The 24,739-nt window shown below is 63.1% G+C and carries 26 protein-coding genes; 11 read left to right on the forward strand and 15 right to left on the reverse strand.

The features are described 5' to 3' along the window. Nucleotides 1-20: 20 nt before the first annotated feature. A complete protein-coding gene (locus WDJ57_RS01065) occupies nucleotides 21-872 on the reverse strand; it encodes a hypothetical protein (protein WP_338903074.1) in 852 nt (283 codons plus the stop codon). Nucleotides 873-1,117: 245 nt separating this feature from the next. On the opposite strand from WDJ57_RS01065, the gene WDJ57_RS01070 reads away from it, so the two are divergent. Beyond that, nucleotides 1,118-1,366, forward strand: coding sequence for a hypothetical protein (locus tag WDJ57_RS01070; RefSeq protein WP_338903075.1), 249 nt, complete (start codon nucleotides 1,118-1,120; stop codon nucleotides 1,364-1,366). A gap of 774 nt (nucleotides 1,367-2,140) precedes the next feature. Here WDJ57_RS01070 and WDJ57_RS01075 read toward each other — a convergent pair. Next, on the reverse strand, nucleotides 2,141-2,776 hold the full coding sequence (locus WDJ57_RS01075; RefSeq protein ID WP_338903077.1) for a class I SAM-dependent methyltransferase: 636 nt from the start codon (nucleotides 2,774-2,776) through the stop codon (nucleotides 2,141-2,143). Nucleotides 2,777-3,046: 270 nt separating this feature from the next. Further along, on the reverse strand, nucleotides 3,047-3,709 hold the full coding sequence (locus tag WDJ57_RS01080) for a helix-turn-helix domain-containing protein (RefSeq protein ID WP_338903079.1): 663 nt from the start codon (nucleotides 3,707-3,709) through the stop codon (nucleotides 3,047-3,049). A gap of 85 nt (nucleotides 3,710-3,794) precedes the next feature. On the opposite strand from WDJ57_RS01080, the gene WDJ57_RS01085 reads away from it, so the two are divergent. Next, entirely contained in the window at nucleotides 3,795-4,727 is a 933-nt protein-coding gene (locus WDJ57_RS01085; protein WP_338903081.1) for an alpha/beta fold hydrolase, read from the forward strand. A gap of 199 nt (nucleotides 4,728-4,926) precedes the next feature. Here the strand turns inward: WDJ57_RS01085 and WDJ57_RS01090 are convergent, their stop codons facing one another. The 8 genes from WDJ57_RS01090 to WDJ57_RS01125 form a co-directional block, all read right to left on the reverse strand. Further along, on the reverse strand, nucleotides 4,927-5,253 hold the full coding sequence (locus WDJ57_RS01090) for a hypothetical protein (protein WP_338903083.1): 327 nt from the start codon (nucleotides 5,251-5,253) through the stop codon (nucleotides 4,927-4,929). 98 nt (nucleotides 5,254-5,351) lie between these two features. Then, a complete protein-coding gene (locus WDJ57_RS01095; RefSeq protein WP_338903085.1) occupies nucleotides 5,352-6,581 on the reverse strand; it encodes a DUF4397 domain-containing protein in 1,230 nt (409 codons plus the stop codon). A 435-nt stretch (nucleotides 6,582-7,016) separates the two neighbouring features. Further along, complete coding sequence (locus WDJ57_RS01100; protein ID WP_338903087.1) at nucleotides 7,017-7,403, reverse strand: DUF7344 domain-containing protein; 387 nt, start codon at nucleotides 7,401-7,403, stop codon at nucleotides 7,017-7,019. A 118-nt stretch (nucleotides 7,404-7,521) separates the two neighbouring features. Then, complete coding sequence (locus WDJ57_RS01105) at nucleotides 7,522-8,403, reverse strand: mechanosensitive ion channel family protein (protein ID WP_338903088.1); 882 nt, start codon at nucleotides 8,401-8,403, stop codon at nucleotides 7,522-7,524. A 385-nt stretch (nucleotides 8,404-8,788) separates the two neighbouring features. Next, the gene (locus WDJ57_RS01110; protein WP_338903089.1) at nucleotides 8,789-9,112 is read right to left on the reverse strand and encodes a HalOD1 output domain-containing protein; all 324 of its coding nucleotides are present in this window, start codon (nucleotides 9,110-9,112) and stop codon (nucleotides 8,789-8,791) included. A gap of 412 nt (nucleotides 9,113-9,524) precedes the next feature. After that, the gene (locus WDJ57_RS01115; protein WP_338903090.1) at nucleotides 9,525-10,055 is read right to left on the reverse strand and encodes an SRPBCC family protein; all 531 of its coding nucleotides are present in this window, start codon (nucleotides 10,053-10,055) and stop codon (nucleotides 9,525-9,527) included. A 50-nt stretch (nucleotides 10,056-10,105) separates the two neighbouring features. After that, on the reverse strand, nucleotides 10,106-11,116 hold the full coding sequence (locus WDJ57_RS01120; protein ID WP_338903092.1) for an NADP-dependent oxidoreductase: 1,011 nt from the start codon (nucleotides 11,114-11,116) through the stop codon (nucleotides 10,106-10,108). A 97-nt stretch (nucleotides 11,117-11,213) separates the two neighbouring features. After that, nucleotides 11,214-11,492 carry an amphi-Trp domain-containing protein gene (locus WDJ57_RS01125; protein ID WP_338903094.1) on the reverse strand — a complete coding sequence of 93 codons (279 nt, stop codon included), beginning with the start codon at nucleotides 11,490-11,492 and terminating at the stop codon, nucleotides 11,214-11,216. 620 nt (nucleotides 11,493-12,112) lie between these two features. Between WDJ57_RS01125 and WDJ57_RS01130 the strand changes: the two genes are divergently transcribed. Then, entirely contained in the window at nucleotides 12,113-12,769 is a 657-nt protein-coding gene (locus WDJ57_RS01130) for a lactate utilization protein (RefSeq protein WP_338903096.1), read from the forward strand. A gap of 103 nt (nucleotides 12,770-12,872) precedes the next feature. Here the strand turns inward: WDJ57_RS01130 and WDJ57_RS01135 are convergent, their stop codons facing one another. Next, on the reverse strand, nucleotides 12,873-14,396 hold the full coding sequence (locus WDJ57_RS01135; protein ID WP_338903098.1) for a hypothetical protein: 1,524 nt from the start codon (nucleotides 14,394-14,396) through the stop codon (nucleotides 12,873-12,875). A gap of 113 nt (nucleotides 14,397-14,509) precedes the next feature. Continuing rightward, nucleotides 14,510-15,658, reverse strand: coding sequence for a hypothetical protein (locus WDJ57_RS01140; protein ID WP_338903100.1), 1,149 nt, complete (start codon nucleotides 15,656-15,658; stop codon nucleotides 14,510-14,512). Between the two features lie 104 nt (nucleotides 15,659-15,762). Here WDJ57_RS01140 and WDJ57_RS01145 point away from each other — a divergent pair, with 104 nt between their 5' ends. Then, complete coding sequence (locus WDJ57_RS01145; protein ID WP_338903102.1) at nucleotides 15,763-16,422, forward strand: TMEM175 family protein; 660 nt, start codon at nucleotides 15,763-15,765, stop codon at nucleotides 16,420-16,422. 336 nt (nucleotides 16,423-16,758) lie between these two features. Here the strand turns inward: WDJ57_RS01145 and glnA are convergent, their stop codons facing one another. After that, entirely contained in the window at nucleotides 16,759-18,114 is a 1,356-nt protein-coding gene (glnA, locus tag WDJ57_RS01150; RefSeq protein WP_338903104.1) for a type I glutamate--ammonia ligase, read from the reverse strand. A 159-nt stretch (nucleotides 18,115-18,273) separates the two neighbouring features. Here glnA and WDJ57_RS01155 point away from each other — a divergent pair, with 159 nt between their 5' ends. The 6 genes from WDJ57_RS01155 to WDJ57_RS01180 all read left to right on the forward strand — a co-directional run bounded on the left by WDJ57_RS01155 (nucleotide 18,274) and on the right by WDJ57_RS01180 (nucleotide 22,011). Continuing rightward, entirely contained in the window at nucleotides 18,274-18,708 is a 435-nt protein-coding gene (locus WDJ57_RS01155; RefSeq protein ID WP_338903106.1) for a hypothetical protein, read from the forward strand. A 270-nt stretch (nucleotides 18,709-18,978) separates the two neighbouring features. Then, complete coding sequence (locus WDJ57_RS01160; RefSeq protein ID WP_338903109.1) at nucleotides 18,979-19,206, forward strand: HalOD1 output domain-containing protein; 228 nt, start codon at nucleotides 18,979-18,981, stop codon at nucleotides 19,204-19,206. Nucleotides 19,207-19,406: 200 nt separating this feature from the next. Further along, nucleotides 19,407-19,643: a hypothetical protein gene (locus tag WDJ57_RS01165; RefSeq protein ID WP_338903111.1), complete on the forward strand. Its 237-nt coding sequence runs from the start codon at nucleotides 19,407-19,409 to the stop codon at nucleotides 19,641-19,643. A gap of 66 nt (nucleotides 19,644-19,709) precedes the next feature. Next, a complete protein-coding gene (gene msrB / locus WDJ57_RS01170; protein WP_338903113.1) occupies nucleotides 19,710-20,120 on the forward strand; it encodes a peptide-methionine (R)-S-oxide reductase MsrB in 411 nt (136 codons plus the stop codon). A gap of 42 nt (nucleotides 20,121-20,162) precedes the next feature. Further along, nucleotides 20,163-20,957, forward strand: a complete 795-nt coding sequence (locus WDJ57_RS01175) for a hypothetical protein (protein WP_338903114.1) — start codon at nucleotides 20,163-20,165, stop codon at nucleotides 20,955-20,957. A 46-nt stretch (nucleotides 20,958-21,003) separates the two neighbouring features. After that, a complete protein-coding gene (locus WDJ57_RS01180; protein ID WP_338903115.1) occupies nucleotides 21,004-22,011 on the forward strand; it encodes a TIGR04024 family LLM class F420-dependent oxidoreductase in 1,008 nt (335 codons plus the stop codon). On the opposite strand, the gene WDJ57_RS01185 is transcribed toward WDJ57_RS01180, so the two are convergent. After that, nucleotides 22,008-22,820: a MarR family transcriptional regulator gene (locus WDJ57_RS01185; RefSeq protein WP_338903116.1), complete on the reverse strand. Its 813-nt coding sequence runs from the start codon at nucleotides 22,818-22,820 to the stop codon at nucleotides 22,008-22,010. The genes WDJ57_RS01180 and WDJ57_RS01185 overlap by 4 nt on opposite strands. Nucleotides 22,821-23,100: 280 nt before the next feature. Here WDJ57_RS01185 and WDJ57_RS01190 point away from each other — a divergent pair, with 280 nt between their 5' ends. Continuing rightward, entirely contained in the window at nucleotides 23,101-24,708 is a 1,608-nt protein-coding gene (locus WDJ57_RS01190; protein ID WP_338903117.1) for a hypothetical protein, read from the forward strand. Nucleotides 24,709-24,739 lie beyond the last annotated feature (31 nt).

Raw genomic sequence — 24,739 nt, forward strand, 5'->3', positions numbered from 1 at the left:
TCAACCGCCGTGTACCGAAACTACAGAGCCAACATATCGTATAGGAACACCGAGAGACCCGAGAGGCCGAGGAGAACAGCAGCGCCGGGAACCTCGAACCGTTCGATCAACAGAGACCATCGAATTAGTCCCACGAGGTTGAGCACTGCTGGCAGAACGAAGATGGATGCGCCTGCGAGAAGGACGAGCGTCCAGCGGGTCTCAGACCGCCGGTAACTGCGTAGTCCAAAGACAGCGAGCCCGAGCCCACCAATCACGAGCACTGAGTTGCTGAGTACGAGTCCCAACCCACCGAGTCCGCCCGGTCCGATGATACTGACCTCGTAGACGGTGCCGTTTTTGAAAAGATAATAAAATCCTCCCCCGGTCATCCTTTCCATCTCGGGCCCACGGGGGGCATAACTATCTCCGATAGCGGCGTCAAACTCTTTTGGCAACTTTCGGGTGATTCTCAATTGGTTATCCGGAGTATCGAGAACCGCCAAAATGTACGCTTTCCCCCGCGGGGACAGGGTCTCGAATTCCAGCGCAATCGGGTCCATGCTGTCGAATGTCAGCGCAGCACCGCAGTTCTGAACGCTAACAGTCCAGTTGCCACTTGACATTGATTCAGAGGTCTGAGTTGCGGACTCAGCTATCGTGTCGGAGACTTGCAAACAAAGATTCTCCTCTTCATATCGCACGAAGTGCCAACCCTTAGAACTGAAATCGTCAGGGGGTTGAGTGACGGCGACACGATCTCCCTCGGAGCTATTCTGGAGGAGATGCTGTGCGTTCGTGGAGAGTTCGTCGTAGCTATAAATTGGCTTGTCGGTCTGCTGGATGGAATACGTGTCCCCTGCCCGCGAGTGAGGATATCCAGTGACCCCCATCACAACGAGACTCACCGCAACCAGTACCAAGCAGAGTGCTGGAAGGCGTCTTCGTGAAGGGACAGATACCATATTTGTCGTGTCTGACAGTACTCAAAGTGTCTTGTGGTACTACCTATCTGAAGCGGGGTATCGGTCAAGCAGTCACTGACAGATATAGAGTAGTTTGGGTAGGCACACCTGGCTACACGGCACAACACTCTCCGAGAGAAGACACTTATTCTCGTAGCAACACATGTAGAACGATGGCGGAAACGCTCACAGTCCTCTCTCAGCGGGATGAAGCATTCTGGATCGGCTTGGCTCTGTTCGTTCTTGGGTTGATTACTCCTGACACCCTTCTGCTTGGCGGAGTCGGGCTCGCAAGAACGCTGATTTTCATTGGTGGAGGAATCCTCCTAACCCGGCTCTTTGTCGGTATGTTTCGAATCCTCAAAACGACGGTACAGGCGGGAGTGATCGGCTATCGCCAGGGCAAGCGCATGGATAAATAGAATCTCTGTGCCCTGTTTAGACGCAGAATGCGGGTCGCATTGTCTCACGTACTGCTGTGAATCAGGTGGTCAATTTCTCTGTGAGGGACGGCCTTTATCTCACAAAATACATTGTCACCGAGGCGACATAGACACGCATATGCCCTCCAGACGAGCGTTCCTGAGTACGGCTGGAACTAGCGTGTCGCTCGCCCTTGCTGGGTGTCTAAACTCCCCCCAGCGAGTCGAAGGATACGTACAATTCAAACTGATTGATGGCCTCATCGAGGAATCAGGCCAGACGACAGAGATTCCGATCATCAATGTCGATGCCAGCTATGAAAACGGCACACCCCCAGATCTCGTTTATCTCAACGAGGAGTGGGCAGATCGATTTCCGATACCCCGAATGCCGACCGTTTCGGATTCCCTTCATCGCACGCTCACTGAACAGTTCGATTCTGTGCGCTATGTAGTCGGAACAACCAGTCCGGAGTGGGCCGAAGACGACGAGTCGGTCGGGAGTTTTAACGTTTCGACAACGCGGGAGAATTTTAACCGGGTACAAGTTCACTCCAAGGTCACCGCTTCGTCCGATGGTACGTACCTAACAATCCACTCGGTTGACGGACTCTGGAACTTTGATTCGAATGAGTAACAGATGCTCTGAGTCGGTCACGTAGTTATTTACAGGAATGAGTAGTTGACGTATCCGTTGCCGCATACAGGGCGCATAGTCAGAGCAGAGGAACTGTTGAAATGAACCACCCTGATTGGCCAAGAGAGCAGGTGTAGCTATCGTTGAACGAACACGGCAGGATGCCCTGCAGACTGTAACTCGGTTGCACCAACCAGCTCCCAATAATCTTGAAGGGTCGTTCCGAGCACGTGTTCGATTTCTTTCTCAGTTAATAGATTTGTTCCGGACACGACGGGAGAGAAAAACTCGCGCTTCTGTTGGGAAGCGTCTCGGAGCCAGTCCCGGGTTGCTTCGGTCGGATAGTTAAAGATCAGGTATCCACCGGAGGCAACGTGATTGTAGAGGGTTTCGATCGCGATTTCGATCTCCTCGACGAAGTACAGCGTCGCCATGCAGTAGACGATATCGAACTCTCGGCCCATATCGATGTCAGGTAGCGATCTCACGCTGAAGGAGATGTTAGACAGGTCGCGTTGCTCGGCTAACTCACGGTTGTCCCGAATCACGTGCTCAGAGATGTCACAGCAGTAAAACTCTATGTCGGGATGTCGATCCGCAAGCGCGACTTCGGTGACGGCCGGGCCACAGCCGACCGAGGCGAACGAATCGGGTGACGACCCTAATGCAGTGAAAAATCGGTCTACGTACTCGTCCATCATCTCACCAGCGAGATACGCAGATCTCTCGTACTCGCCCGTCGAGTAGAACTGGTTCCAATCGTCTTCGGCCATGTCTCGTTCGTCCTTCGCCAGAATGAAATTATTTTACACGAACTCGGAGAGTTACCTGGTTCGTACGCTCATCCCACAACTGACTTAAAAAGCAGAATCTGAAATAGATAGCTGCTCTGTTGATGGATACACCCTCTGTATCGGTCACGCCGTTTCTGGCAGGAATCGAGTAGTTGGCACAGGTGGTGCTGCAGACAGGGGGCGACGCGTCTGGTGTGCGTTCATTAACCGGACCACCAGACCTGCTCACCGTCGCGAGGTTCCATGAGGTCAGCGTGCTCCGATAAATTGCCTGATGAGTCGTGCCTCTGCCTTCTGCAGATGATTCGAGGCAGTGCTCGTTGCACAGTCGAGCACCTCGGCTACGTCTGCGACACTTCCGGTCCGTGGATACTCGTAGTACCCGACCGTCACCGCCGCGCGAAGCGCCTCACGCTGGCGGGCCGTGAGATCGACAGCAGGGACGTCCGGGCGCGCATCGTACTCGCCGATCTCGGACACCTCGACGGTGATTTCGTCGGGCAACCTGTCGAGACTCCCCTCCAGGTCTGCAGGTTCGCCGAGGACGTCGAAGTCTACTCGCCCGTCGGGCCGATAGGCGAGCGGTGGCACAACGACGACTGACGGCTGTTCGAACGCTGTGCGGAAGCGCTCGAAGACGTCCTTCTCACGCTCTCGAACGTACGCGTAGAACGAACCGTCGTCGACTGGGGTGATATCGTAGTCGACCGTCCCCTCGGCACCAGCAATGTGCTGTTCGTACCGCTCCCGCTCGCCGATGATGTAAAATAGCGTATGTATGATAGCACCCTCGCCCAGCAAGTTCCAGGTGACGAGCCAACTGCGCTCGACCCCCTCGGAATCCGTCAGGAGCCGCTGCATCGGATGCTGGACCTCCCGGTCGTACTGCAGGGCAAGATGGAGGTACTTCATGCGTAGTCCAGCGGCCGCCTCGCTTTTAAACACACTAGGACAGCCGACAACGGCTGAATCCGATTCGAGCCCGAACCCTCTATTGATGGCAGTCACGAACCCGCCCACCGATACAGACGCATCGTTGCTCCCTGCATACGAACTCGAATCCACCTACCGCACTATCAACGGCTTGCAGTTACACACCGTGGCTGCAGGCGACCCCGACGATCCACTCGTCGTCCTCCTACACGGCCATCCGGATTTCTGGTACGGCTGGCGCGATCAGATCGGGCCACTCGTCGACGCCGGCTTCCGCGTGGTCGTGCCGGACCAGCGCGGCTGTAATCTGAGCGACGCGCCCGACGGTATCGATGCCTACCGGCTCTCGAATCTCGCGGCCGACGTCTGCGAACTGATCCACAGTGAGGGTCGACAGTCGGCCCACATCGTCGGGCACGACTTCGGTGGCTTCGTCGCCTGGAACGTCGCCCTCCGGCACCCTTCCGTGGTCGAGCGCCTCGGTATCTTGAACGTCCCCCACCCGACAGTCTATGGAGAAACCCTCCGGTCGAGCCCCGAACAGATTCTCCGAAGCTGGTACGTGTGGTTCTATCAGGTGCCGAAACTCCCCGAGTGGCTCCTGCGTCGGAACGACATGGACAACATGGTCGATTCGCTCGAAATCACGTCAAACGAGGGTACTTTCGACGACGAAACGATAGAGCGCTACAAGACGGCCTGGCAGTACACCGGCATCGAACCACGGATCAACTGGTACCGTGGGTTCCGCCGGTCGGACAGCCCTCCGCGCGACAATGTCACCCAGCCAACGCTGATCTGCTGGGGCGAAGACGACATCGCGCTCCGCCCGTCGATGGCCGAAGAAAGCGTCGACTACTGCGAGGACGCCCAACTCCGGATGTTCCCCGATGCGTCACACTGGGTCCATCACGAGCGTGAAGAAGTGACTGACGAGCTAATTCACCATCTAACACAGAGTTCGCTGTCGGTGCCAACGAGCCCTCTCGAAGACTGACCGCGAGGCTGTGTCCTGGTTGCTGCCCGCGGACCTCACCGCCCGCGCCAGTGACGAAGGGCAAATCCGCGTCTCTACCACCTCTGTAGCGGACGAGTGGCACCTGGTGGCACCTGGTTTCTCGGGGCGATACCGCGCTGGCGTATCGAGACGGGCCTGAGAACAGTGTGGGGGGAATCGGCCTCTCGATTGCGCGGGCTCAGTGCAGCACGTGCCGGGCTTTTGCGGGTGTGTAGTCGTGTTCGTCTTCGAGGTGGTCCGTGAACGTCTCTGGGGCGGTCGTCCGGCCGGTTCTGAACCACTCACACTCGGGACAGTCGTACGCTGCACCGGGACCCATCGTGACCGTCACAGCGGGGTCGTCGTCGTAGCCGAGGCCGTAGACGTGTTCGGACCCGATGAACACGATGGCGTACGCTTCGTCGGAATACCGGCGAACGCTGTACGCGCCTGCACGCCCCAACTCCGTGAGCTCCCGTTTCCGCAGCGGTCGCTCCGGCAGCGCCGAACGTGGCTCCGGTGCCATATCTCTACCCGGGGCTCGGGACAGTAAAGTCGTGTGTCGAGTCGGGAGTGCGAGGGCCGGTAGCGACGACGGGCTGGGTGGCCGGCCGACCGCTCTCCTTACAGCGAGTCGTTTTCAGTCTCGTCCGGCATCTCGGTTTCCGTCTCGGTCTCTGTCTCCGTTTCAGTTTCCGTCTCAGTTTCAGTCGGCGTTTCCGTCTCAGTCTCGGTTTCCGTCTCTGTCTCCGTCTCCGTGGCAGTCTCGGTTTCCGTTGCCGTCTCAGTCGCGGTTTCAGTCTCAGTTGCCGTCTCGGTTTCCGTCGCCGTTTCGGTCGCTGTCTCAGTCGCCGTCTCCGTTTCAGTTTCCGTTGCCGTTGCCGTCTCGGTTTCCGTTGCAGTCTCGGTCTCAGTCTTTCGCTCCGTGGCAGTTTCGGTTTCTGTCGCAGTCTCGGTCTCTCTCTCCGTCTCTGTCTCGGTCTCCTTCGGTGGCTCGGCCTCCGTCTCCGTCACCTTGTCCTCGGGAGTCTCCGTCAGCGGCGGCATCGGAGCCGCCGGCGAGGGGACGGTGATAGTCGTCTGGGCGTCCTCCGTCAGCAACACCTCGAACGGCGTGTCGGCGGGGGCCGACGCAGGGTCGAGGTAGCCGATGGCCGTCGCGGAGTAGACCGTCCCGCCCGACAGCGAGACGTCAACCGAGGCCACGACCGTGCCGTTGTTCGATTCCGTCGCTTCGCGGATGTCCACCGTGTAGTCGCCCGATGGGACGGTCACGTACTCCGAGGCGTTCCGGAAGGACACGTCCTCGGCGAGAACGAGCATCGAGTCGCCCTCCCCGACGGTCACGTCGACTGCGGGCGCGTCGGGCGCGAGGTGGACGACGCTGAGCGCCGACTCGTCGTCCTCGACTGCGGCCGCGTCGTCTTCGAAGACGACCGGCTCGAAGGACGTCTCGGCACCCTCGCTAATCTCGCCACTGGCGGCGATAGTGAATGCCGCCCGGGGCTCGAACGTCACCTCGTCCTCGAAGACGACCGTATCGGGGTCTCCCGCTGCCTGGATGGTCACGTCGCTGGTGCCGGCGGGGAGTTCGAGGTAGTCGCTTGCGGTCCCGAAGGAGACGTTCTCGTAGACCACGGACCCGTCAACGAGGACGTCGACCGCGGGCGCGTCCGGCGACGCGTGGACCACGCGGAGGAACATCGATTCCTGTGAGGTCAGTGTTGTCGTCTCGCCGTTCTCGTCGTCCTCCATCTGCGCTGGCTGGTGGCCGGTCGTCGCGGTGACGACCGCGACCGAACCGACGACAGCGAGCGCGACGATGAGGACTGTCGCTAGTGCTCTTCGTGTCATTTCAGTCTATTACTGGCCTGACAGCGTCTTTGTTATAGACGGTGTAGGTGAGACCCCGCGAACGGCCGGTTCCGGTAAGGTCGTCGTAGCGAAACGGTCTGACGGGACAGCTCACCACGATTCCTGGTAGGCTCGCCGGACTCCAGCGAGGGTCGGCTTACCCCCAGCCGTCTATCCCGCTCGTGTGTCCTGGTTTTTCGCTCGCTCGCTGGAAACCTCACCGTACGCCCGGGCGGCCAGAGTGTCCGAGACGAAAGGCCCGGCCGAACAGACCCGCGGTGGCACTCCCCAGCGGGTGCCGTGCCGACGAGCGGTGTCACCAGAGGTCCTGATTCTTCGACCGCCCTTTCAGGAACCGTGCTGACCGGTCATCGCTGACCAGAAATCGAGTTTCGTCCTGCACTCCGGGCAAAAGACTGCGCGAGTCCGGGCCACTCACCGGCGGTCGGTCTCGACGCTCTGGCTGATGAGGTCCTGCACGGCAGGGGTGACTGGTTCGAGTGTCACGGCACCGGACGCGCGGTCGTAGCTCACCAGCCCCACGTCGGCAAGCAGTGGCAGGTGGTGGTGCAAGAGGCTGGTTCGAATCTGCTCGTAGTCCTCCCTGGACGTCATGGACTTCCAGGCCGTGGCCTCCCAGCCTGCGAGGAGGGTCGCGAGTTCGGAGACCGTACTTTCCCCCTGGACGAGGAGGACGTAGAGCGTCCGCCGGCGGAGGGTCGAAGTGAGCGCCCGGTACAGACGGTCGTCAGAGAGGGCGGGGCTGGCTATCCCCTCTGCAGGCTGACTCGCGTGCTCGGAGTCTGGGGAATGATTGCTCATCGGCACCTGGAACTAAGCCATAGAACGTGATGTAGCTACTGAGTATTCTCACGCGTCAATAATCTATCAACTTGGCGACTGCGCCACCAGTTCCGACAGCGGCCCCACGGGAGTGACCTCAGTCGCCCGTGACGCCCTCCGTTCCATCGACGTTCGTGACGTCGATGGCCCCGGACAGTTCGGTGTTGGGGTAGGGCATGTCGATGCCCTCGGCGTCGAGGCGCTCTTTGACGGCCTCGACGAACTGTGCGCGAACCGCGCCGTAGCTGCTCTCGGCCGTCTCTATCCAGATTCGTCCCGAGAGCACCACTGCGGAGTCACCGAGCGACGTGACGGGAGCGGACGGGGCAGGGTCGCCGAGGACGCCGTCGATACGCTCGCCTTCCTCGATAATGACCTCACGTGCCAGGTCGATGTCGTCCTCGTACCCGATGCCGAAGTCGACTGACACGCGGCGCTGGTCGTTGGCAACGTTATTGATGACAGCCGCGCTGGCGAGGTCGCTATTCGGAACGGTAACCAACTGGTTGTCGAACGTATCGAGCTTCGTCACTCGCAACTGGATGTCTCGAACCACGCCGCTGTTTCCGTTCCACTCGACCCAGTCCCCGACGGTGAACGGTTCGTCCTGGATGATGAACACGCCGGCGACGAAGTTGGCGATGAGGTCCTGGGCGGCGAACCCGACAGCGAGCGCGAGCGCACCGGCGAGCGTTGCGAACGCCGCGAGGACGACGCCGAAGCCGGCGACTGTCGCGGCAAGCGCCACCGCCGCGACGGCGACGATTCCGACTGTCGTGCTCACTGCCAGCCCGACCAGCGTCTCGTCGAAGTTGCGATGTCGCAGAGTCCGTTCGACCGCCCTGGTCACGAAGTACTTCCCGAGGAGGTACAGCACCACGAACACGACGGCGAAGATAACGACCGTCGTGGCCGCGCTGACGAGGGGCGTGACGTACTCCTGTGGCTCAAGGGAGATTCCTTGTTGAAGTGGTAACATACTCCGTAGGCATACATGACAAGTCAGTATATATAATTTGGCCAGAAAGTGGCGACCAACTGTGGTACATCCACTCTAGACGAGATTGAGGGCGGCAACGACAGGCTGCGTGGCGAAACCCGCCTCCAGAAAGAGGGGGAAGCGTCCGGGGACGTCAGGTGAGACGAGCGTGCGACGGTAACGCGGCGGTCACACACTCGCCGCCACGGGTCTCGCACCGGACTGCCAGTACCGGCCAGCGACGAGACCATCCCGACGGAAACGCGCAAGCCGTATATTTGTGATGGCAGCGAGAGCAGTCACGTCGCTCGACTTTGCTGGGGTCAGGGCCACAGAAACAGTCTCACGCACCGTTCGAACACATCGTCGACAGAGCGGGAACGGCTCACTCAGATTCGGCGAGGGGCTGAACCAGTATCTCACCACAGCTCCGCACCGTCACCTCGTGGCCGAGATACTCGAAGATGACTTCCCCATCGCCGCGGTGAGCACTCTTCACGCGTGGCTGAAACAGAGCGTCGAGGGCGTCCGGGTCGATGACCGCGTGCAGCGGGTCGAGGTCGTCGACTGCCGTCTCCGTGACGGTCGCCATCGTCTCCGGGACGACGAGACTCGGTGGTGCGCTCCCGTGTTCGAACGTCACTCGGTACGTGTCTATCTCTGGTCGATACTCGATGGCCGCCCGTGGCTCCGGTGTCGTGGCTGTCATTGGATTGGTACAGAACCCGTCCCAGCCCGTGGGTTCGTAGCCGGAAAATCGGGAGCAAGATGCATAAACATTATTGTGATTTTCACATTATAGATTGATACGTTTGCCGTGAATCAGTACCCGCGTACCGACCGATGGCGGGCAGTTCCTTCGCAGCCGACACTCGCCGTACGCCGCTGCGCGCCGACACGTGGGCCACCCTCTAATACCGTAACCGTCGACGTGCTTGGCCCGTCCTCGCCTCTGCCGCTAGACCGCCGCCGTATCGTCCGCGCCCGGACGGTACGTCCGTTCGTGGGTCCCCGAAAGCCAGTGTGTCGAACAACCCGCCACCTTCCGGGGTGAGCCTGGCCTGGCGAGCGACGCACAGGAGAGTCATCAAATCCCGCGAGGGTCGTACGTGAGACGATACTCACCCGCTCTGTGCGGGCGTTTCGAGCGTGTGGACGTACGAGTCGAGTCCCTCGAGGACCTCGTCGAACGTGTCCCGGAACTTCGACTCCATCATGGTCTTCGCGAGTAGCCAGCCGAGCGGACCGAACTTCGGCCTGAAGTGCGACGTCATGGTAACGGCCGTTCGCGTCCCGTCGACGGACTCGACGTGGATGTCGACCACGTTCTCCCTGAGCGGGAACTTCCCGACGTCTGTGAAGTTCACGGTGTATCCGGTGTCGGGCACGTACTCGGTTATCTCCTCTTCGATACGGCCGCCGTCACGGAGGACACACTCCCGGGTCGCCCCCGGTCCACTCTCCGGGCCGGCGACGATGCTCGACGTGGTGACGTTCGGGTTGTACTTCGCGACCCCGCCGAAGTCGTCGAGAACTCCCCAGACGACTTCTCTCGGCGCATCTATCTCTCTCCTCACGCTAACTGTATGCACGCCGATACTACACTGGCTGCGGATATAGGTGTGGCTGGGGTCGGTCCCGTCGGCGCACAACCAGCGTCTCGCTCGTCTTTCCCACCCCGACACACGCTGCTGGCGGTGCGCTACTCGGAGACCCCGACGACCTGCTTCCCGATGTTGTCACCGGAGAACAGTCCGAGGAACGCCTCCGGTGCGTTCTCGAGGCCGTCGACGACAGTCTCGCGATGGCTGATGTCGCCCGACGCCACCCACGTGGCGAGTTGTTCGGTGGCTTCGGTAAATCGCGGTGCGAAGTCACTGACGAGCAGTCCCTGGACTCTCGCACGCGGTGCGATGAGTTGCGGGAGTTTGCGCGGTCCCGTCGGGACGCCCTCCTCGTTGTAGTGAGCGATCTGGCCGCAAACGGCGACCCGGGCGTCGAGGTTCAGCTTCGTGAAGACGGCATCAGTCAGCGGGCCGCCGACGTTGTCGAAGTAGACGTCGACGCCGTCGGGCGCGACGTCGTCGAGTGCCGCCCGGTAGTCGTCGACGTCCCTGTAGTTGATTGCGGCGTCGAAGCCGAGGTCGTCGGTGACCCACTCGACTTTCTCGTCGGTGCCCGCGGAGCCGACGACGCGGCACCCGTTCAGCTTCGCAATCTGGCCGACCACTGAGCCGACCGCACCGGCCGCCCCCGACACCACGACCGTGTCACCCGGGTTGGGTTCGCCGACTTCGAGGAGCCCGAAGTACGCTGTCCGGCCGGGCATGCCGAGTACCCCGAGGTAGGCGGGGAGGTCCGCGATAGTCGGGTCGACGGGAGCGACGTCGCCAGCGTCGAGGACGGTGTAGTCCGCCCACGTTCCGTTGCCCGTGACGAGGTCGCCGGTATCGTACGCGTCACTTTCGCTCTCGACGACTTCACCGACGACAGCGCCGTTCATCGCGTCGCCGACGTCCCACGGCTCGGCGTACGACTCCGCGTCCCGCATCCGACCCCGCATGTAGGGGTCGACGGAGAGGTAGCGGACCCGCACGAGGACCTGGCCGTGTTCCGGCTCCGGGACGTCGCTTTCGTGGAGTTCGAAACTATCCATGTCCGGCTCACCGTCGGGACGCTCGGCAAACACCCACTCGCGGTTCGAATCTCGCATGCTCCACCATCCGCCGCCTGCGCCGAAAACAGTGCTGCTTCCGATGCGGCCGCCGACGAGGAACCGGACAACGGTAATCCCGGGATGCGAGAATCGTTCACTCCTGGATGTCGAGGGCCGCGTCCGCGGCAGTGGCAGCCTCGCGCCACCACACCAGTTCGAACTCGATGCTCTGTTTCGCCTCCGTGTCCCCCTCGGACCAGTCCGATTCGGCTTCGAGTTTGTAGGTCACAGGCTCTGTCGGGTCGACTTGCACGCCTGTTCCGCCGACGTCGAGCGTCACATCTCCTCCGCTGTCGAGCTGGTCGGCCAGGTCCCGGAGGGACGTCGCAATCTCGGCTCGCGTCTTCTGCGCTTCCGTTTCCAGTTCTCCCATGCCCCTTCGTCCGGCAGAACGCCGAATAAGTATGCGGCACTTTCCGGGGCCCGGAAAATCCGCCTGGTCGGTATGTGCACACTAGTCGGTCCGACCGAACCACCCACTCGCTGGAACGACTCGACCGCCCCGGGCGAGTCCGGACCCCCGCGAGCACGACGTGGCAGGAAAGTGCCCGACTCCACCGCACCGACCCAAAATTTGTGTTGGTTTTATACGCGATGCGGCATATATGTGTAGTATGTGTCCAGAAACGATAGACTCGTTCGACCAATGTAACGGATGCGGGAAGGAGTTCAAACGTATGCAAATAAGTGACCCGCGGAAGGGGTACGAGGTGCTGCACGAGGACGCAGACAAGTGGGAAATCCAGTGCAAGGGGTGCGAGAGAACGTACACGATTCGACGGTAGTGAGAGCGGCCGTAGACCGACCGGGCCGTCCCGTCATGTACCGGGAGACGGCCAGGCGGTCCAGGAGCCATCTCCCGTTGCTCGGCTGGCGACGAGCACAGTTCACAGTGACCGGTAGCATCGGTGTAACCACCTGACACCGGCGTCCGCGAGCGCTTATGTCTCCCCGGGCGGTACTGCGGTACGTCGACGTTTACAGCCACCCGCCATGTCCCAACAGAAATCCGACTACGTAGACGACGCTGCAATCGACGCAACGCTCGACGAACTCCCCGACGATGCCACCGTCGACGAGACAGTGGCGAACCTCGAAGCCAACGGGTTCGACGTCGTGGTCGTCGACTCCGCCGAACAGGCCCTGGAGACGGTGCAGTCGCACATCCCGGCCGACGCCTCGGTGATGAACGGCCACTCCACGACTCTCGAAGAAATCGGCTTCGTCGAGTACCTGACCGAGGGCGACCACGACTGGGAGGCGCTCCCGGACGAAATCTGGAGTATCGACGACGATGCCGAGCGCCAGGCCGCCCGCAGGGAGTCACAGACTGCCGATTACTTCCTCGGCGGCATCAACGCAATCGCGCAGTCGGGCGAACTCGTCGCGGCCGACCGGTCGGGCAGTCGCATCGGCGCATATCCCTTCGCCGCCAGCAACGTCGTCATCGTCAGCGGCGTCAACAAGATCGTCCCGACGCTCGACGACGCGCTCGACCGCCTCGAATCCGTGGCCTACCCGCTGGAGAACGAGCGCGCGAAGGAAGCGTACGGCGTCGACTCGGCGATCGCCAAGCAACTCATCTTCCGGCAGGAACTCGAAGACGGGCGGACGACTGTCGTCCTCGTCCGCGACCAGCTCGGTTACTGAACCCGATTCCTGACGGCAGTCCACCGGCGCACACCAGTGACCGCTTCTGAGACCACTGCCGAGTCGCCGCCCCGCTCAGCAGTGGGCCTCCGCCCCGCGGAACTCAGACCGCACTGAGACTGTCGTAAATCTGCCCGAAGTTGTCGAATTTACCCTCCTTGTCCCACCACAGTTCACGGAAGAAGTCGTTCAACTCGTCGGCGGCGTCGCTCACCGGCGTTGCACTCCCGATTGGCGTCCCCTTGAAGTCGGGTTCGAACTCGCCGATGGTCGGCCCGCCTTCGAGGGCCGTCGCGTCCGTAATCTCGTAGACGGCGAAGTCGCCGTCGAAGATACCCGTGTAGTCGTCGTCCTTCTTCGCAGTGTCGTAGACGTAGTTGCCGTCCAGGAATTCCGTGTACTCCATCACGTTCGCGAGGTGCCAGATGTCCTCGAAGTCCGCTTCGGGGCGCTGGTTGTACTCCAGCAGCGTTCGGGTCAGCTGTTTCGCGAGGCCCGTCGTCATCCCCTGGTGGACGAGTTCGTCGGCGGTCGTGAGCCTCGGGCCGGGTGTGAACTCGCTCATCACGCTCCGCGTCGTGCTCGACGCGATGCGCTGGATCATGAAGACGGCGGACTCCTTCGCGTCCTTGAAGTCGATGCCCTGACGGTCCCACTCGTCGGTGTGGAACAGGACTGGATGGTGTATCCTGTCCGGGTCGTCTCGCCCCAGGTCGTTCGGGTCGTCGATGACCCGCCAGTTCTGTATCTCGGCGTGTGACTGGGCTTCGCCGTGGCCGGACCACGGCCCGCCGATGTTGTACGTCCGCACCGTGTCGTCGTCGGGTGAGTACAGCATCCCCGCCAGTCGCGACCCCATCTCCATCGGGACTTTCCACGCCAGCACGTCGAAGTCGTGGTAGCGCTTGTACGCCTCCCGAATCAGCACGACGTTCTCGTACGTGGAGATTTTCACGTAGTTGTACAGAATCGAGATGAGGAGTGTGTGCCCGTAGTCGAGGGACTCTTTTACCGTATCAGCGTTCTTCCACTTCTCCGCGTCGTAACTCGTCGGCCCATCCTCGGACTCTTTCAGGAATCCGCCCTCTTTCGCCTTCGGATAGATGGAGTCGTCGACGAACGACTGGACGATGCGCTCCATCGGGACGTTGTCGATCGGATGCTCGACGATGACGTCGAAATTGCTGTCGCGGTACAGTTTCAGCGCCTCGAAGTCGATGGTATGCGTGTCCCGCTCCGAGTCGGTCGTGTAGTCGAACGCAGGATGGTCCCTGACCACCCCGCCGACAGGCTCGCTGACGAACCGTCCCAGGCTAGTTCGGAGTCCGTCGTCCCGGCCGGGTTCCATGTCCCAGCGGTAGTTCGCCGGGCGGTCGACATCCGGTTCGTCTTCGGTGGCGGTGTCCTCTCGCGTCGCCGTGTCGTCGTCGGGAGTCTGTGTCGCTGTTTCCGTCGGGCTTGCCGTCTCCGTCGGCGTCGGGACAGCGGTCTCTGTCGGGGTCCCGTCGGGTGGTGTCTCGGTCGGAGTGTCACCGGAGCTTGCACAGCCCGCCAGCAGCAGCGCCGTACCGACAGCGCCAGCGCGTTCGAGGAAACGGCGACGGTCGAATTCAGAAGGAGCGTCCATCAAGTACCCGACAGGACGGAGTAGACCCTGATAAATCCTGACATCTGTGGCAGAATATATAATACTAGTGTCACATGCGGGTCGGGCCGGTCCCGACCGGGGATGGTCGGGGGTTACGCGACAGTTCGCACCACGAAATCGAACACCAGCGAACTGACGTAGGGGAGGACCAGCGCGAACAGTATCTCCTGGACCATCGCGAAGTCGATCGGCAACTCGCTGGTGGACTGCACGCGCTGCATCCGGATGTGGTTGTACGTGTACTGGCTCGCGTCGTCGGTCGACTCCGGTTCGGCGTACGGGAACAGGTCGTCGGTGGACCCGACCCGTCTCGACGCTTCGGCAAGCGCCTCGATTTTCGCCTCCTTTGCCGCGGCGAGGTAGGACTTGATGCGCAACAGCGGTCCGAGAAAGAGCCCCAGTCCGAGCAGCAAACCACCAGCGAGCAGCGTCGACGAAAAGAGGCCAGTCGGACTCGTCCCGGTGGCGACCGTCTGGAACACCGCAAAGAGCGCCACCAGAATGAAGTAGGAGACGGCGACGCTTTTGAACAGGGTCCCCGCGGGGGCCAATCCGGCGAAGCCGTGGGGGTCGGAGAAGTCCACGAGCGTCGCCCGTTCGATTTTGAACGGCAACAACACGAGGACGCCGACGACGACGGCGACGAACTCCGCGCCGATGGGGTACAGAACGAAGGGGATGACGACGTAGAATCGGACCGCGGCGACGGCCCGCCCGGTCAGGTCGGCAACCGGCCCGACGACGCTGGACGGGTCGGTCGCGAGCACGAGCCCGTAGAGCACCAGCCCACCGACCAGAATCGCCCGCCGAACGGGTCGGTGGACGAGCGTGTCGAGCGCGGCGTCGGCCTTGCCCGTCGTGTCTGCTGGCAGCCCGACGAGAGACAGGAGTCGCGAGGTGAGCGGGCTTTCGAGATTGAGTCCTCTGATGTCGGCATCGACCGGTTCCGGGAGGTCGTTGATGGTCGCTTCGTACTTCGATTTCGTCCGGAGCAGAATCCAGACGACCGCCGGCCAGGCAACGACCTGAAAGATTTCACCGGGGTTCACGGCAAAGGACAGCACGCCCGTCTGGAGCCAGCCGACGAGAGAGAGCAGCGGCAGATGCACGAGAACGATAGTCACCATCAACAGGTACGGCCCTGCCGCTGTCGTGCCAAACACCCGCTCGCCGACCCCGTCGAATCCCACCACCTCGGCCGCGCGCTCGATCCAGAGGTCGCCCACTGTCAGACTCGCCATTGGTCCCTATTCACCAGATTTTTTTGATAAAAATACCGTCTTGACGTGGAGGTGAGACGCAGTGAGCAGCATGTTGTGTCTCGCTACTGTACGTACTAGACGCCATGGCACTCCCCTTCCGGCGTGAGAGCGAGGAGACGGACCGGCTGCTCGCGCTCTCGGACGGCGTCATCGCGATCGCCATCACCCTGCTGGTGCTCGAAATCTCGGTCCCGGAGCTGCCGCCGGGGACGACGTCCGAGGCTCTCCAGGCGGTCGTCTTCGACCAGTGGAACCAGTTCGTCGGGTACACGCTCAGCTTCCTCGTCATCGGGCTCTACTGGACGCTCCACCGGCGCGTGTTCGTCTACATCGAGGAGCACAATCGGGGGGTTCTCTGGCTGAACCTCCTCTTTTTGCTCTTCGTGGCGTTCGTCCCCTACGGCACGAGCGTCTTCAGCACCTACCCCAACGCATTCGGCATCGCGTTCATCGCAGCGGTGCTCGCGCTCACCGGTCTCAGTCTCGCGCTCCTGTGGCTGTACGCGTCGAGAAAGCGCCTGATTGAGGAAGGGCTCACCTCGCGAGTCGTCACGATTCAGGCCACGCGGTACCTCGTCTCACCGGTCGTGTTCCTCCTCTCTATCGTCGTCGCGACCGTCGACCCCGGGTGGGCAGTGCTCACCTGGCTCCTGCTCGTGCCGATCAACGCCGCCCTGAACTCGCGGCTGGTCGAGAGCATCGAGGTGGCAGCAGAAGAGGCCGATAGCAGCGAAACGGACTGAACGGCGTCGGTGCCCGCTGTCGCGTCGCACGTATCGCCTTCGAGTAAAACGACCGTCCCGACGGTTCCGTGTGGTTCCCCCGGGGCGGTCGAAGTCACCTTCGGAAGCAGAGGGGTGACAATTACCCCGGCGACTGCGACGGAGTCACAGCCGCTACGGGGCACTCTGGTCTTTTACTTCGAGCGTCATAATTGTTGTTACCTTCGTAAATATTCAGTATAGATAGACATTCGAGTTTATATTCCTATAAAAACAACACATCTGTCAGTACTGGGTGGGCCCGGTGGGAGCCCGGCGTCGCAGCAGGCGGAACCGAGTCGGCGAGGGGGTCGCCGGTCAGAACTTCTCCAGGTAGCGGTCGATCTCCCACTGGGAGACGTCGACCAGGTACTCCCGGAACTCCTGGCGTTTCGCCTCGACGAACTTCTCGGCGACGTGCGGGCCGAGCGCGTCCATGAGGACTTCGTCGCTTTCGAGTTCGTCGACGGCCTCGCCCAGGTTCGACGGCAGCGTCTCGATGCCGTACTCCGCCCGTTCGGCCTCGTCGAAGTCGTAGATGTTCTCGCGGACCGGGTCGGGACAGTCGAGGTCGTTCTCGATGCCGTCGAGCCCGGCGTGAATCATCGCGGCGAAGGCGAGGTACGGGTTACACGAGGGGTCCGGCGAGCGCAGTTCGATGCGGCTCGCAGCGGGCGTCCGCGCGGCCGGCTTGCGGACGAGCGCGGAACGGTTGACGTCGGACCACGCGATGTAGACCGGGGCTTCGTAGCCGGGAACGAGTCGCTTGTAGCTGTTGACCGTCGGATTCGCGACGGCGGTGATGGCGGGCGCGTGTTCGAGGATGCCCGCGAGGAACTGCTTGGCCGTCTCCGAGAGGTTGAACTCATCGGCCGGGTCGTGGAAGGCGTTCTCGCCGTCCTCGGTGAAAAGCGACAGGTGTGTGTGCATGCCCGACCCGTTGATTTTCGGGATGGGCTTGGGCATGAACGTCGCGTGCATGTCGTGCTGGGCGGCGATAGCCCGGACGACCGACCGGAAGGTCGCGACGTTGTCGGCCGTGCTGAGGATGTCGTCGTACTTGAAGTCGATCTCGTGCTGGCTCTCGGCCACCTCGTGGTGGCTGGCCTCGACCTCGAAGCCCATCTCCTCGAGTCCGTAGATGATGTCGCCGCGGACGTCCGAGGCGAGGTCCTTCGGCGCGAGGTCGAAGTACCCCCCGCTGTCGGAGAAGTCCAGGGTCGCGTCGCCGTCCTCGTCCTCCTCGAACAGGAAGAACTCGGGTTCCGGACCTGTATTGACCGTGTACCCCATGTCGTTGGCCCGCTGGACGGCGCGCTTGAGGACCCACCGGGGGTCGCCGTCGAACGCCGCGTCCGTCGCCGTGTCGTAGACGTCACAGATGAGCCGCGCGCTCGTGTGATCTCCCGCACTGGTCCAGGGGAGCACGGCGAACGTCGACGGGTTCGGCACGAGCCGCATGTCCGACTCCTGGATGCGGACGAACCCGTCGATAGAGGAGCCGTCGAAGTAGATGCCTTCCGTGAACGCTTTCTCCGCCTGCTCGGCGGGGATAGAGACGTTCTTGACCGTTCCCAGGATGTCCGTGAACTGCAACCTGAGGAAGTCGATGTCGCGCTCCTCGATTTCGTCGATGACGGCCTGTGCATCGTCGGAGAGTGTTGCACTCGTCATTTTCTACGCCCACTAGTCCACAATACAGGCATAAATATTCTATTATCCGAACTAACACAGTTTATTTCTGTATCTTATCGACCAAACGTTTAATTCTATATTGCGTCCGCTGCTCGTGGTAATGGATATTTCAATAACATTTCGAGATTTCATATGTGTGTGAAAAACGGACACGACCCCTGGAAAATATTGCCAGGCATCGCCGGGGCCACGCGCTGCGCCCTCGACTGCAACCCGCGCCGGTCCGGACGGGCAGAGCCGGCGACAGTGGTTTGTGACTGCATCACATACTTCGTCGCGACGATGGAGCGCGGCACCCAGTGGGAGCGCGACGCCGTCCGGGACCGGTGGGAGGAGTTCGAGCGACAGCACCGCGCGGTGAATCGCCTGCTGGTCGGGTGTATCGGGTTCCTCGGGGGCGCGGTGGTCCTGTTTCTCGCCTGGAGCAGCGGCGTCTGCTCGTTCACGCCCGGTGGGGCCCCGGTCCAGTGTCGGCCGGTCAGCGGCCACGTCACGACGCTCGCCCTGACCGCTGTCGGCCTCGGGATGAGCGCGGTCGGTGGGTTGGTCACCTGGCGGGCACTCCGTCCATGAGCGAGTGGACTCCGGAGACGCAGTCGGAGCGGTGCATCACTCGGTTGCTCGTCGACTGGACGGAAAGTGTTTGAAAGACGACCTGCGGACCACCCACCTCCCCAGGCTGATTGGGACCGGGCTTGGAGTGGGAGCAAAGGGGATTGTACAGCGGACCGAACTGGGACGACATAGCGCCGTAGGTCCAGTTACTGCGTGAATTCACCGAGAAATCCAGGGACGGTGAGAGGAACCGATAGAATTTCACGTAGCGATACTCATATCCCACACATGGCATCGAATGCGTCGCTGAGTCGGTCAGTAATCGAGGCCGTCGCCGCCCGTGAAGGTGTCCCCGCGACCGAACTGCCCGAACCTCTGGCACGGGCCGTCGACCCCGACGCGCTGGACTCGCTTTTCAACCACAGTGCCGGTCACGTGCTGTTCACCTACGAGGGGTACGAGGTGTGCGTCAGTTCGACTGGCGACGTCTCGCTGACCCCAACCGAGGGCCGCTAACCGGACCCCGCAGTACACGGACACTCACGCAGCGTCCCCCGCAGCCGACCCGCGTCGGGGACGTCGACCGCTGGAACGTGACCGCCACGAATTATTGCGCGCGAAATGAGAGGTTCCCCACCTGCCGGCGGCGGTGTCCCCTGACCACGTGCCGTCGCAGTACGAGAATACATACATGACGACTACCTAGAGCCGACACGATGGTGCTCGCGCTATCCGTGTTGTCGTGGGACCAGTTCATGCAACTGGCCCTGTACCAGAAGTTCATCGTCGGCATGATGGCCCTGTACGCGCTCGCGATGACCGCGCTGACTGTCGTGTTCGCGATGAACGGCAACGTCGCGTCGGTGCTGACGCTGGTCGTGGCCGCTGCCGTCTGGGTCGCAGCGCTGTCCATCGTCCCGGCCCGGTTCGGGGCGACGGGGGCCAGGAAGTGACGTGGCGAGACCCTGCCGTCGCCCCCAGGACACCGAGTATATGACGCTCCAGCCCCTATCGGATGTATGAGCGAGCAGAGCGAACGCGAACTTCCCGAGAACGAGGAGGAGTGGCGAGAGATACTGACAGACGAGGAGTACCGCATCCTGCGCGAGGCGGGAACGGAGCCGAAGTTCAGCGGCGACCTGCTGGACGTCAAAGACGACGGCGTCTTCACCTGTGCCGGCTGTGGCACGGAGCTGTTCGCGTCCGACGAGAAGTTCGACTCCGGCAGCGGGTGGCCCAGCTTCTGGGACGTCTACCAGGAGGGCAACATGGAGACGCGGCTGGACACGAGCCACGGGATGCGACGGACCGAAGTCGTCTGCGCGAACTGCGGCGGCCACCTCGGCCACGTCTTCGACGACGGCCCGGAGCCGACCGGGAAGCGCTACTGCATCAACTCGGCAGCGCTGGACTTCGAGCCCGACGAGTAGCCCACCGGAACGCTTTTTTCGCTCGTCCGCGGCCGTTGGCCTGTGAGCGACGCATCACGCGACGGCGGACGCCTCGACCGGCTGGAGGAACTGCCAATCGTCGACGGATTCCTGGCCGGCCTGGGCGGCTTCCTCGGAGGGTACGTCGTCTTCGTCGGCCTGCTGGTCGGGTCCGGGGCACTCACCTTCTCGCAGGGGCTGACCACGGCACTGCGCTCGGCCGCGCAGGTGTTCTACAACGCCTTCAACGTCCCGACGTACACCAGACAGACGCTGCGCATCGAACAGAGCGGGCAGGTCCAGGAGCAGGTCACCGAGGTGTGGTCGAACTCGGTCACGGGCTTTCAGTCGATAACCCGGACACAGCTCGTCGACGGCGAGGTCGTCAACGAGGTGTCCGGCGGCGGGACCGCACCGACCGTGAGCGCGCTCCCCGACGTCGTCTACCTCGCGGTGCCGATTCTCGCCATCGTGGCCGTCGGCGTCGTCCTGGGCTATCGGGCCATAGAAGTGGACGCGCTCGACCCCAACGAGATAGTCTTCGGGAGCGTGGCGGCCGGCGTCGCGATGGCCGCGGGCTTTCTCGCGCTCTCGCTGGGAGTGTCCTTCGTGCTGGTCCGGACCGGAGAGAACGCCGTGCTGTACCCGGCCCGTTCCGAGGCGGTGCTCTACGGCATCGCGTACCCGCTGGTCGGCGGGACGGCGAGCGCGGCACTCGGCCAGGTCCTCCAGGGCCAGGGCACCGGGAGGGACGGGCCCGACAGCGACGAGGCGGACGAGCCGACGGAGGACAGGGTCGCCCGGCCGGTCGACGACCCGGCCGACGGCGAGGAGTGACCACGGCGGGACGTAGCTTTATTTCCGTGCGCTCGCACGGGTGAGTATGACAGATGCCGTCCGCGACGTGTTTCTTCCCGTCGCCGCACAGGAGCACCTGGACGACTTCGTCTCGATGAGCGAGCACGCCGAGCGCGCCGGCTACGAGCGCGTCTGGCTCCCGGAGACGTGGGGCCGCGACGCGGTGACGGTCCTCGCGACCATCGCTGCCCGGACGGAGCGCGTCGGTATCGGGACGTCCATCATGAACGTCTACTCCCGCTCGCCGGCGCTCATGGGACAGACGGCGGCGACGCTGCAGGAGGCGTCCGACGGCCGGTTCCGCCTGGGCGTCGGGCCGAGCGGCCCAATCCTGATGGAGGGATGGCACGGCGTCGAGTACGGGAACCCGCTCCGGCGCACGCGGGAGGCCATCGAGGTCGTCCGGCTGGTCCTCTCCGGGGAGACCGTCGAGTACGACGGCGAGTACTTCCAGCTCGCGGGCTTCCGGCTCCGTCACGACCCGCCGGAGACGCCACCGCCCGTTGACGCCGGCGGGATGGGACCGACGGCCGTCGAACTCGCGGGCCGCTTTGGCGACGGGTGGCACGCGCTGCTGGCGACGCCCGACGGCATCGCAGAGCGAATGGCGGACTTCCGGCGTGGCGTCGAGATGGCCGACGATGACCCCGAGGACAGGCGCGTGACGGTGTCGCTGACCTGCTGTGCGCTGGAGGACCGCGAGCGCGCGCGCCACCTCACGCGCGAGCACCTGGCGTTCTACGTCGGCGGGATGGGGACGTTCTACCGCGACGCGCTGGCGCGACAGGGGTACGAGGAGACGGCGAACACGGTCGCCCAGCAGTGGGCCAGCGGCAACAAGGACGAGGCGATGGCCGCCATCGGCGACGACCTGCTCGACGACCTCGCCGTCGCGGGGACGCCGGCCGAGTGCGAGGAGCGGGTGGCGGAGTTCGCGGGCGTCGACGGTGTCGACGCCGTGGCCATCTCGTTCCCGCGGGCGGCGGAGAGAGCGGACATCGAGGCGACGACGGACGCGCTCGCACCGCGTTAAAGGGACGCGTCGACGACCTCGTACTCCAGCGAGCGGTCCCGGAGGGCGTCGGTGTGCTCCGAGAGCTGGCTGGCCACGGTCAGGAGGAGCACGTCGAGGCCCTTCGTGGCGGCCTCCTTGACCGCCTCGGCGGTGGCGAACCGGATGTCCGGGTCGACCCCCGCGGCGGTGGCAGCGGCGAGAGCCTCGGTCCCCGCCGTCGCCACGCGGTCGTTCGCCGCAGCGTGTTCGGCGACGACGTCCGGGTCCACCTCGCCAGAACCCCCGTTGCGGACCGACGGGACCGGGATGACCGTGACTGTTCCCAGTTCGTAGTCGACGACCCCCTCGAAGTCGGTGATGCCGACCTCCGCACCCTCCGTGGCGTCGGTGACGGCGACGGCCGTCGCGGCACCCGCGTCACCGGGCGTCGCGTGCAGACAGCCGTCCCGCATCGAGAGCGAAACCCGGTCGCCCTCGTCGATAGAGCCGGTCGCGATGGCGCTCTCGACGTCGACCTGCCCGATGACGTCCTCCGAGACGTGTTCGACGAACGAGCGGAGGTCGTCGGTCCGGCCGATGAGCCAGTCGACGCCCTCCTTCGTGACCTCGTAGCGGCCCCGCCCGTGCTTCTCGACGGCCCCCTGGTCGACGAGTTCCTGCAGGTAGTTGCTGACCGCCTGCGAGGTGATGCCGATGGCCTCGGCGATCTCGCGCTGACTGACCGCTGGCTGGTGCTCCGCAATCTGCACCAGAATCTGGTATCGCGTCGCGTCGCGCTTGCTCTGTAGCACGTCCGAGCCAGCGCCCGTCTCGGCGGGGTCTGTCATTGGGAGACCCTGAGGAGTGACAGAACAAGTGCTTTTTCCCTCTACTGCCAGAGACGCTCGATTCCGGCGTTTTTCCGAGATTGGAGACAATCAAACTTGTCTAAATACCATCTGGGTTGTGTGCATGACTACGATAGTTGTACTTGGGGACGAACGGGCACGTATTCCGTGACGGCGAACGGAGGCCACCGACCGACGGGGGGGAGCGTGGAGCATCTCGGACAGAACTGGTAAGTAAATCCCCACATTTCGGCGAGCAGCGAGCATTTTATTATCTACGATGAAAATACTATCCTGGGGATTAGCCATTCCACCTGAGGACCACAACCCGCAGGAGGCGGCCGATACGGCGGGCGCGCGAGGGGCGCTCGCGGACGAAGCCGTCTCCAGTATCATTGATAATAATGAGCGGGTGCGTGCGGCGTTCGTCAGTCCCGAGGGGTTGACACGGGTGTCGGGGCACGAGGAGCGCCACGTCTCGGTCACCGTCGCCATGGCAGTCACGGACCGACGGATACTGTTCGCGTCGGCCGACGTGGCGGCCGGTGAGGTCGGGACGGACGCCGGCTCGCTGGCCTACGACGACCTCGCTGCCATCGGCATCGACGGCCCCGTGCTCGCGCTCTCGATGGCGAACGGCGTCCGCTGGGAGTTTCCGCTCCCGGACGCGGACCCGGACGTCGTCGACAGTGTCGTGCGACACCTCCGCTGGGTCGGCGACGTGCGGACCCGGCTGGTCGCGTGTCGCAACGACGTCGAACTGGCCGCCGGCGAGATTCGGTCCCACGCCGACGCGATGGAGTGGGAACCCGCCGAGCGGACCTACGACGACGCGCGCGCCAGCCTCGACGCCCTCATCGGGGCAGTGCACCGGACCGAACCCATCGACGACGAGGTGCTGGCACCCGAACTGACCGAAATCGAGCGGACGCTTGAACGGGCCTACACGAGGCTGTTCATCGAGCGCGCGGAGTCACAGCTCGAACTCGGTCGTCACCTGGTCGAGAACGGGGACTACGAGCAGGCAGAGCCGGTACTGCAGATAGCGCAGTCTCACTACGAGCGCGCCAGCCACCGCGCCGAGGCGGTCAGCCGGCCGGACCGGTTCCGGTTCGGCGAGGAGCGGGAACTCCGGGACGACCTCGACCGGTTGTCCTGGGAGATAGAGACCGTCGCCGCGGAGCCGATTCGCCAGGCCCACGAGGCGAAGATACGCGGATTCAACGCCGACAGTCGCGCCGAGGCGGTCGACCACTGGGAGACCGCGTACCGGCGCTACGGGGACGTCCTGGCCCTGAAACTGGGGCCGGAGAACCGCCAGTTCACCGGCGACCCCGAGAAGGTCCGGGAGGAACTGCAGGCGGCCGGACGGCGGCTCGTCGACTGTCACCGCGCTCTCGCCAGCCGGAAGTGGCGGGAGGGGATGGACGACGAGGACGACGACGTGAAGGAGGCCCTTCGCAGCTACGCAGCAGCGCAGGACCACGTCGACCGGGCCGCGGAAGTAGCCGACGAGTGCCAGCCGACGGCCGTCTACGAACTCGCTGACCAGCGCCGGCGCATGGCAGCGACAATCGAGGAGATTCGCGAGACGGAGACAGTCGAGATGCCCGCCGAAGCAGCGGAGACGGCGGCTGAACCAGCACCCGGGGAGGAGGCGACGGGTGCGCCAGCGAGTCTCGCCGCGCTCGACACCCACCACGAAATCAGTCTCGACACCGCCATCGTCGGGCAGGCCGCAGACGGGGGCCGTCAGCACGACCGCTTCGGCGCGGAGACAGGGAACGAGGACAGTGACACTCCGGAGCGAGAAGCTATCGTCGGTCCCGTCGAGGCACCCGACGAGAGCGAGCGAGACGACGCCGTCACCGACGAGAGCGAACGGTAACGGGCGCGGAATCCGAACGCGGCGGGCCGTC

Origin of the sequence: Salinibaculum sp. SYNS191 (assembly GCF_037338445.1) — an archaeon.
In the GTDB taxonomy this organism is placed as follows: domain Archaea; phylum Halobacteriota; class Halobacteria; order Halobacteriales; family Haloarculaceae; genus Salinibaculum; species Salinibaculum marinum.

Bases quoted from the DNA above. Each gene is read 5' to 3' on its own strand.
- WDJ57_RS01065 (WP_338903074.1), bottom strand. From the start codon at position 872: ATGGGGGTCACTGGATATCCTCACTCGCGGGCAGGGGACACGTATTCC.
- WDJ57_RS01070 (WP_338903075.1), top strand. From the start codon at position 1,118: ATGGCGGAAACGCTCACAGTCCTCTCTCAGCGGGATGAAGCATTCTGG.
- WDJ57_RS01075 (WP_338903077.1), bottom strand. From the start codon at position 2,776: ATGGCCGAAGACGATTGGAACCAGTTCTACTCGACGGGCGAGTACGAG.
- WDJ57_RS01080 (WP_338903079.1), bottom strand. From the start codon at position 3,709: ATGAAGTACCTCCATCTTGCCCTGCAGTACGACCGGGAGGTCCAGCAT.
- WDJ57_RS01085 (WP_338903081.1), top strand. From the start codon at position 3,795: ATGGCAGTCACGAACCCGCCCACCGATACAGACGCATCGTTGCTCCCT.
- WDJ57_RS01090 (WP_338903083.1), bottom strand. From the start codon at position 5,253: ATGGCACCGGAGCCACGTTCGGCGCTGCCGGAGCGACCGCTGCGGAAA.
- WDJ57_RS01095 (WP_338903085.1), bottom strand. From the start codon at position 6,581: ATGACACGAAGAGCACTAGCGACAGTCCTCATCGTCGCGCTCGCTGTC.
- WDJ57_RS01100 (WP_338903087.1), bottom strand. From the start codon at position 7,403: ATGAGCAATCATTCCCCAGACTCCGAGCACGCGAGTCAGCCTGCAGAG.
- WDJ57_RS01105 (WP_338903088.1), bottom strand. From the start codon at position 8,403: ATGTTACCACTTCAACAAGGAATCTCCCTTGAGCCACAGGAGTACGTC.
- WDJ57_RS01110 (WP_338903089.1), bottom strand. From the start codon at position 9,112: ATGACAGCCACGACACCGGAGCCACGGGCGGCCATCGAGTATCGACCA.
- WDJ57_RS01120 (WP_338903092.1), bottom strand. From the start codon at position 11,116: ATGCGAGATTCGAACCGCGAGTGGGTGTTTGCCGAGCGTCCCGACGGT.
- WDJ57_RS01125 (WP_338903094.1), bottom strand. From the start codon at position 11,492: ATGGGAGAACTGGAAACGGAAGCGCAGAAGACGCGAGCCGAGATTGCG.
- WDJ57_RS01130 (WP_338903096.1), top strand. From the start codon at position 12,113: ATGTCCCAACAGAAATCCGACTACGTAGACGACGCTGCAATCGACGCA.
- WDJ57_RS01135 (WP_338903098.1), bottom strand. From the start codon at position 14,396: ATGGACGCTCCTTCTGAATTCGACCGTCGCCGTTTCCTCGAACGCGCT.
- WDJ57_RS01140 (WP_338903100.1), bottom strand. From the start codon at position 15,658: ATGGCGAGTCTGACAGTGGGCGACCTCTGGATCGAGCGCGCGGCCGAG.
- WDJ57_RS01145 (WP_338903102.1), top strand. From the start codon at position 15,763: ATGGCACTCCCCTTCCGGCGTGAGAGCGAGGAGACGGACCGGCTGCTC.
- glnA (WP_338903104.1), bottom strand. From the start codon at position 18,114: ATGACGAGTGCAACACTCTCCGACGATGCACAGGCCGTCATCGACGAA.
- WDJ57_RS01160 (WP_338903109.1), top strand. From the start codon at position 18,979: ATGGCATCGAATGCGTCGCTGAGTCGGTCAGTAATCGAGGCCGTCGCC.
- WDJ57_RS01165 (WP_338903111.1), top strand. From the start codon at position 19,407: ATGGTGCTCGCGCTATCCGTGTTGTCGTGGGACCAGTTCATGCAACTG.
- msrB (WP_338903113.1), top strand. From the start codon at position 19,710: ATGAGCGAGCAGAGCGAACGCGAACTTCCCGAGAACGAGGAGGAGTGG.
- WDJ57_RS01180 (WP_338903115.1), top strand. From the start codon at position 21,004: ATGACAGATGCCGTCCGCGACGTGTTTCTTCCCGTCGCCGCACAGGAG.
- WDJ57_RS01185 (WP_338903116.1), bottom strand. From the start codon at position 22,820: ATGACAGACCCCGCCGAGACGGGCGCTGGCTCGGACGTGCTACAGAGC.
- WDJ57_RS01190 (WP_338903117.1), top strand. From the start codon at position 23,101: ATGAAAATACTATCCTGGGGATTAGCCATTCCACCTGAGGACCACAAC.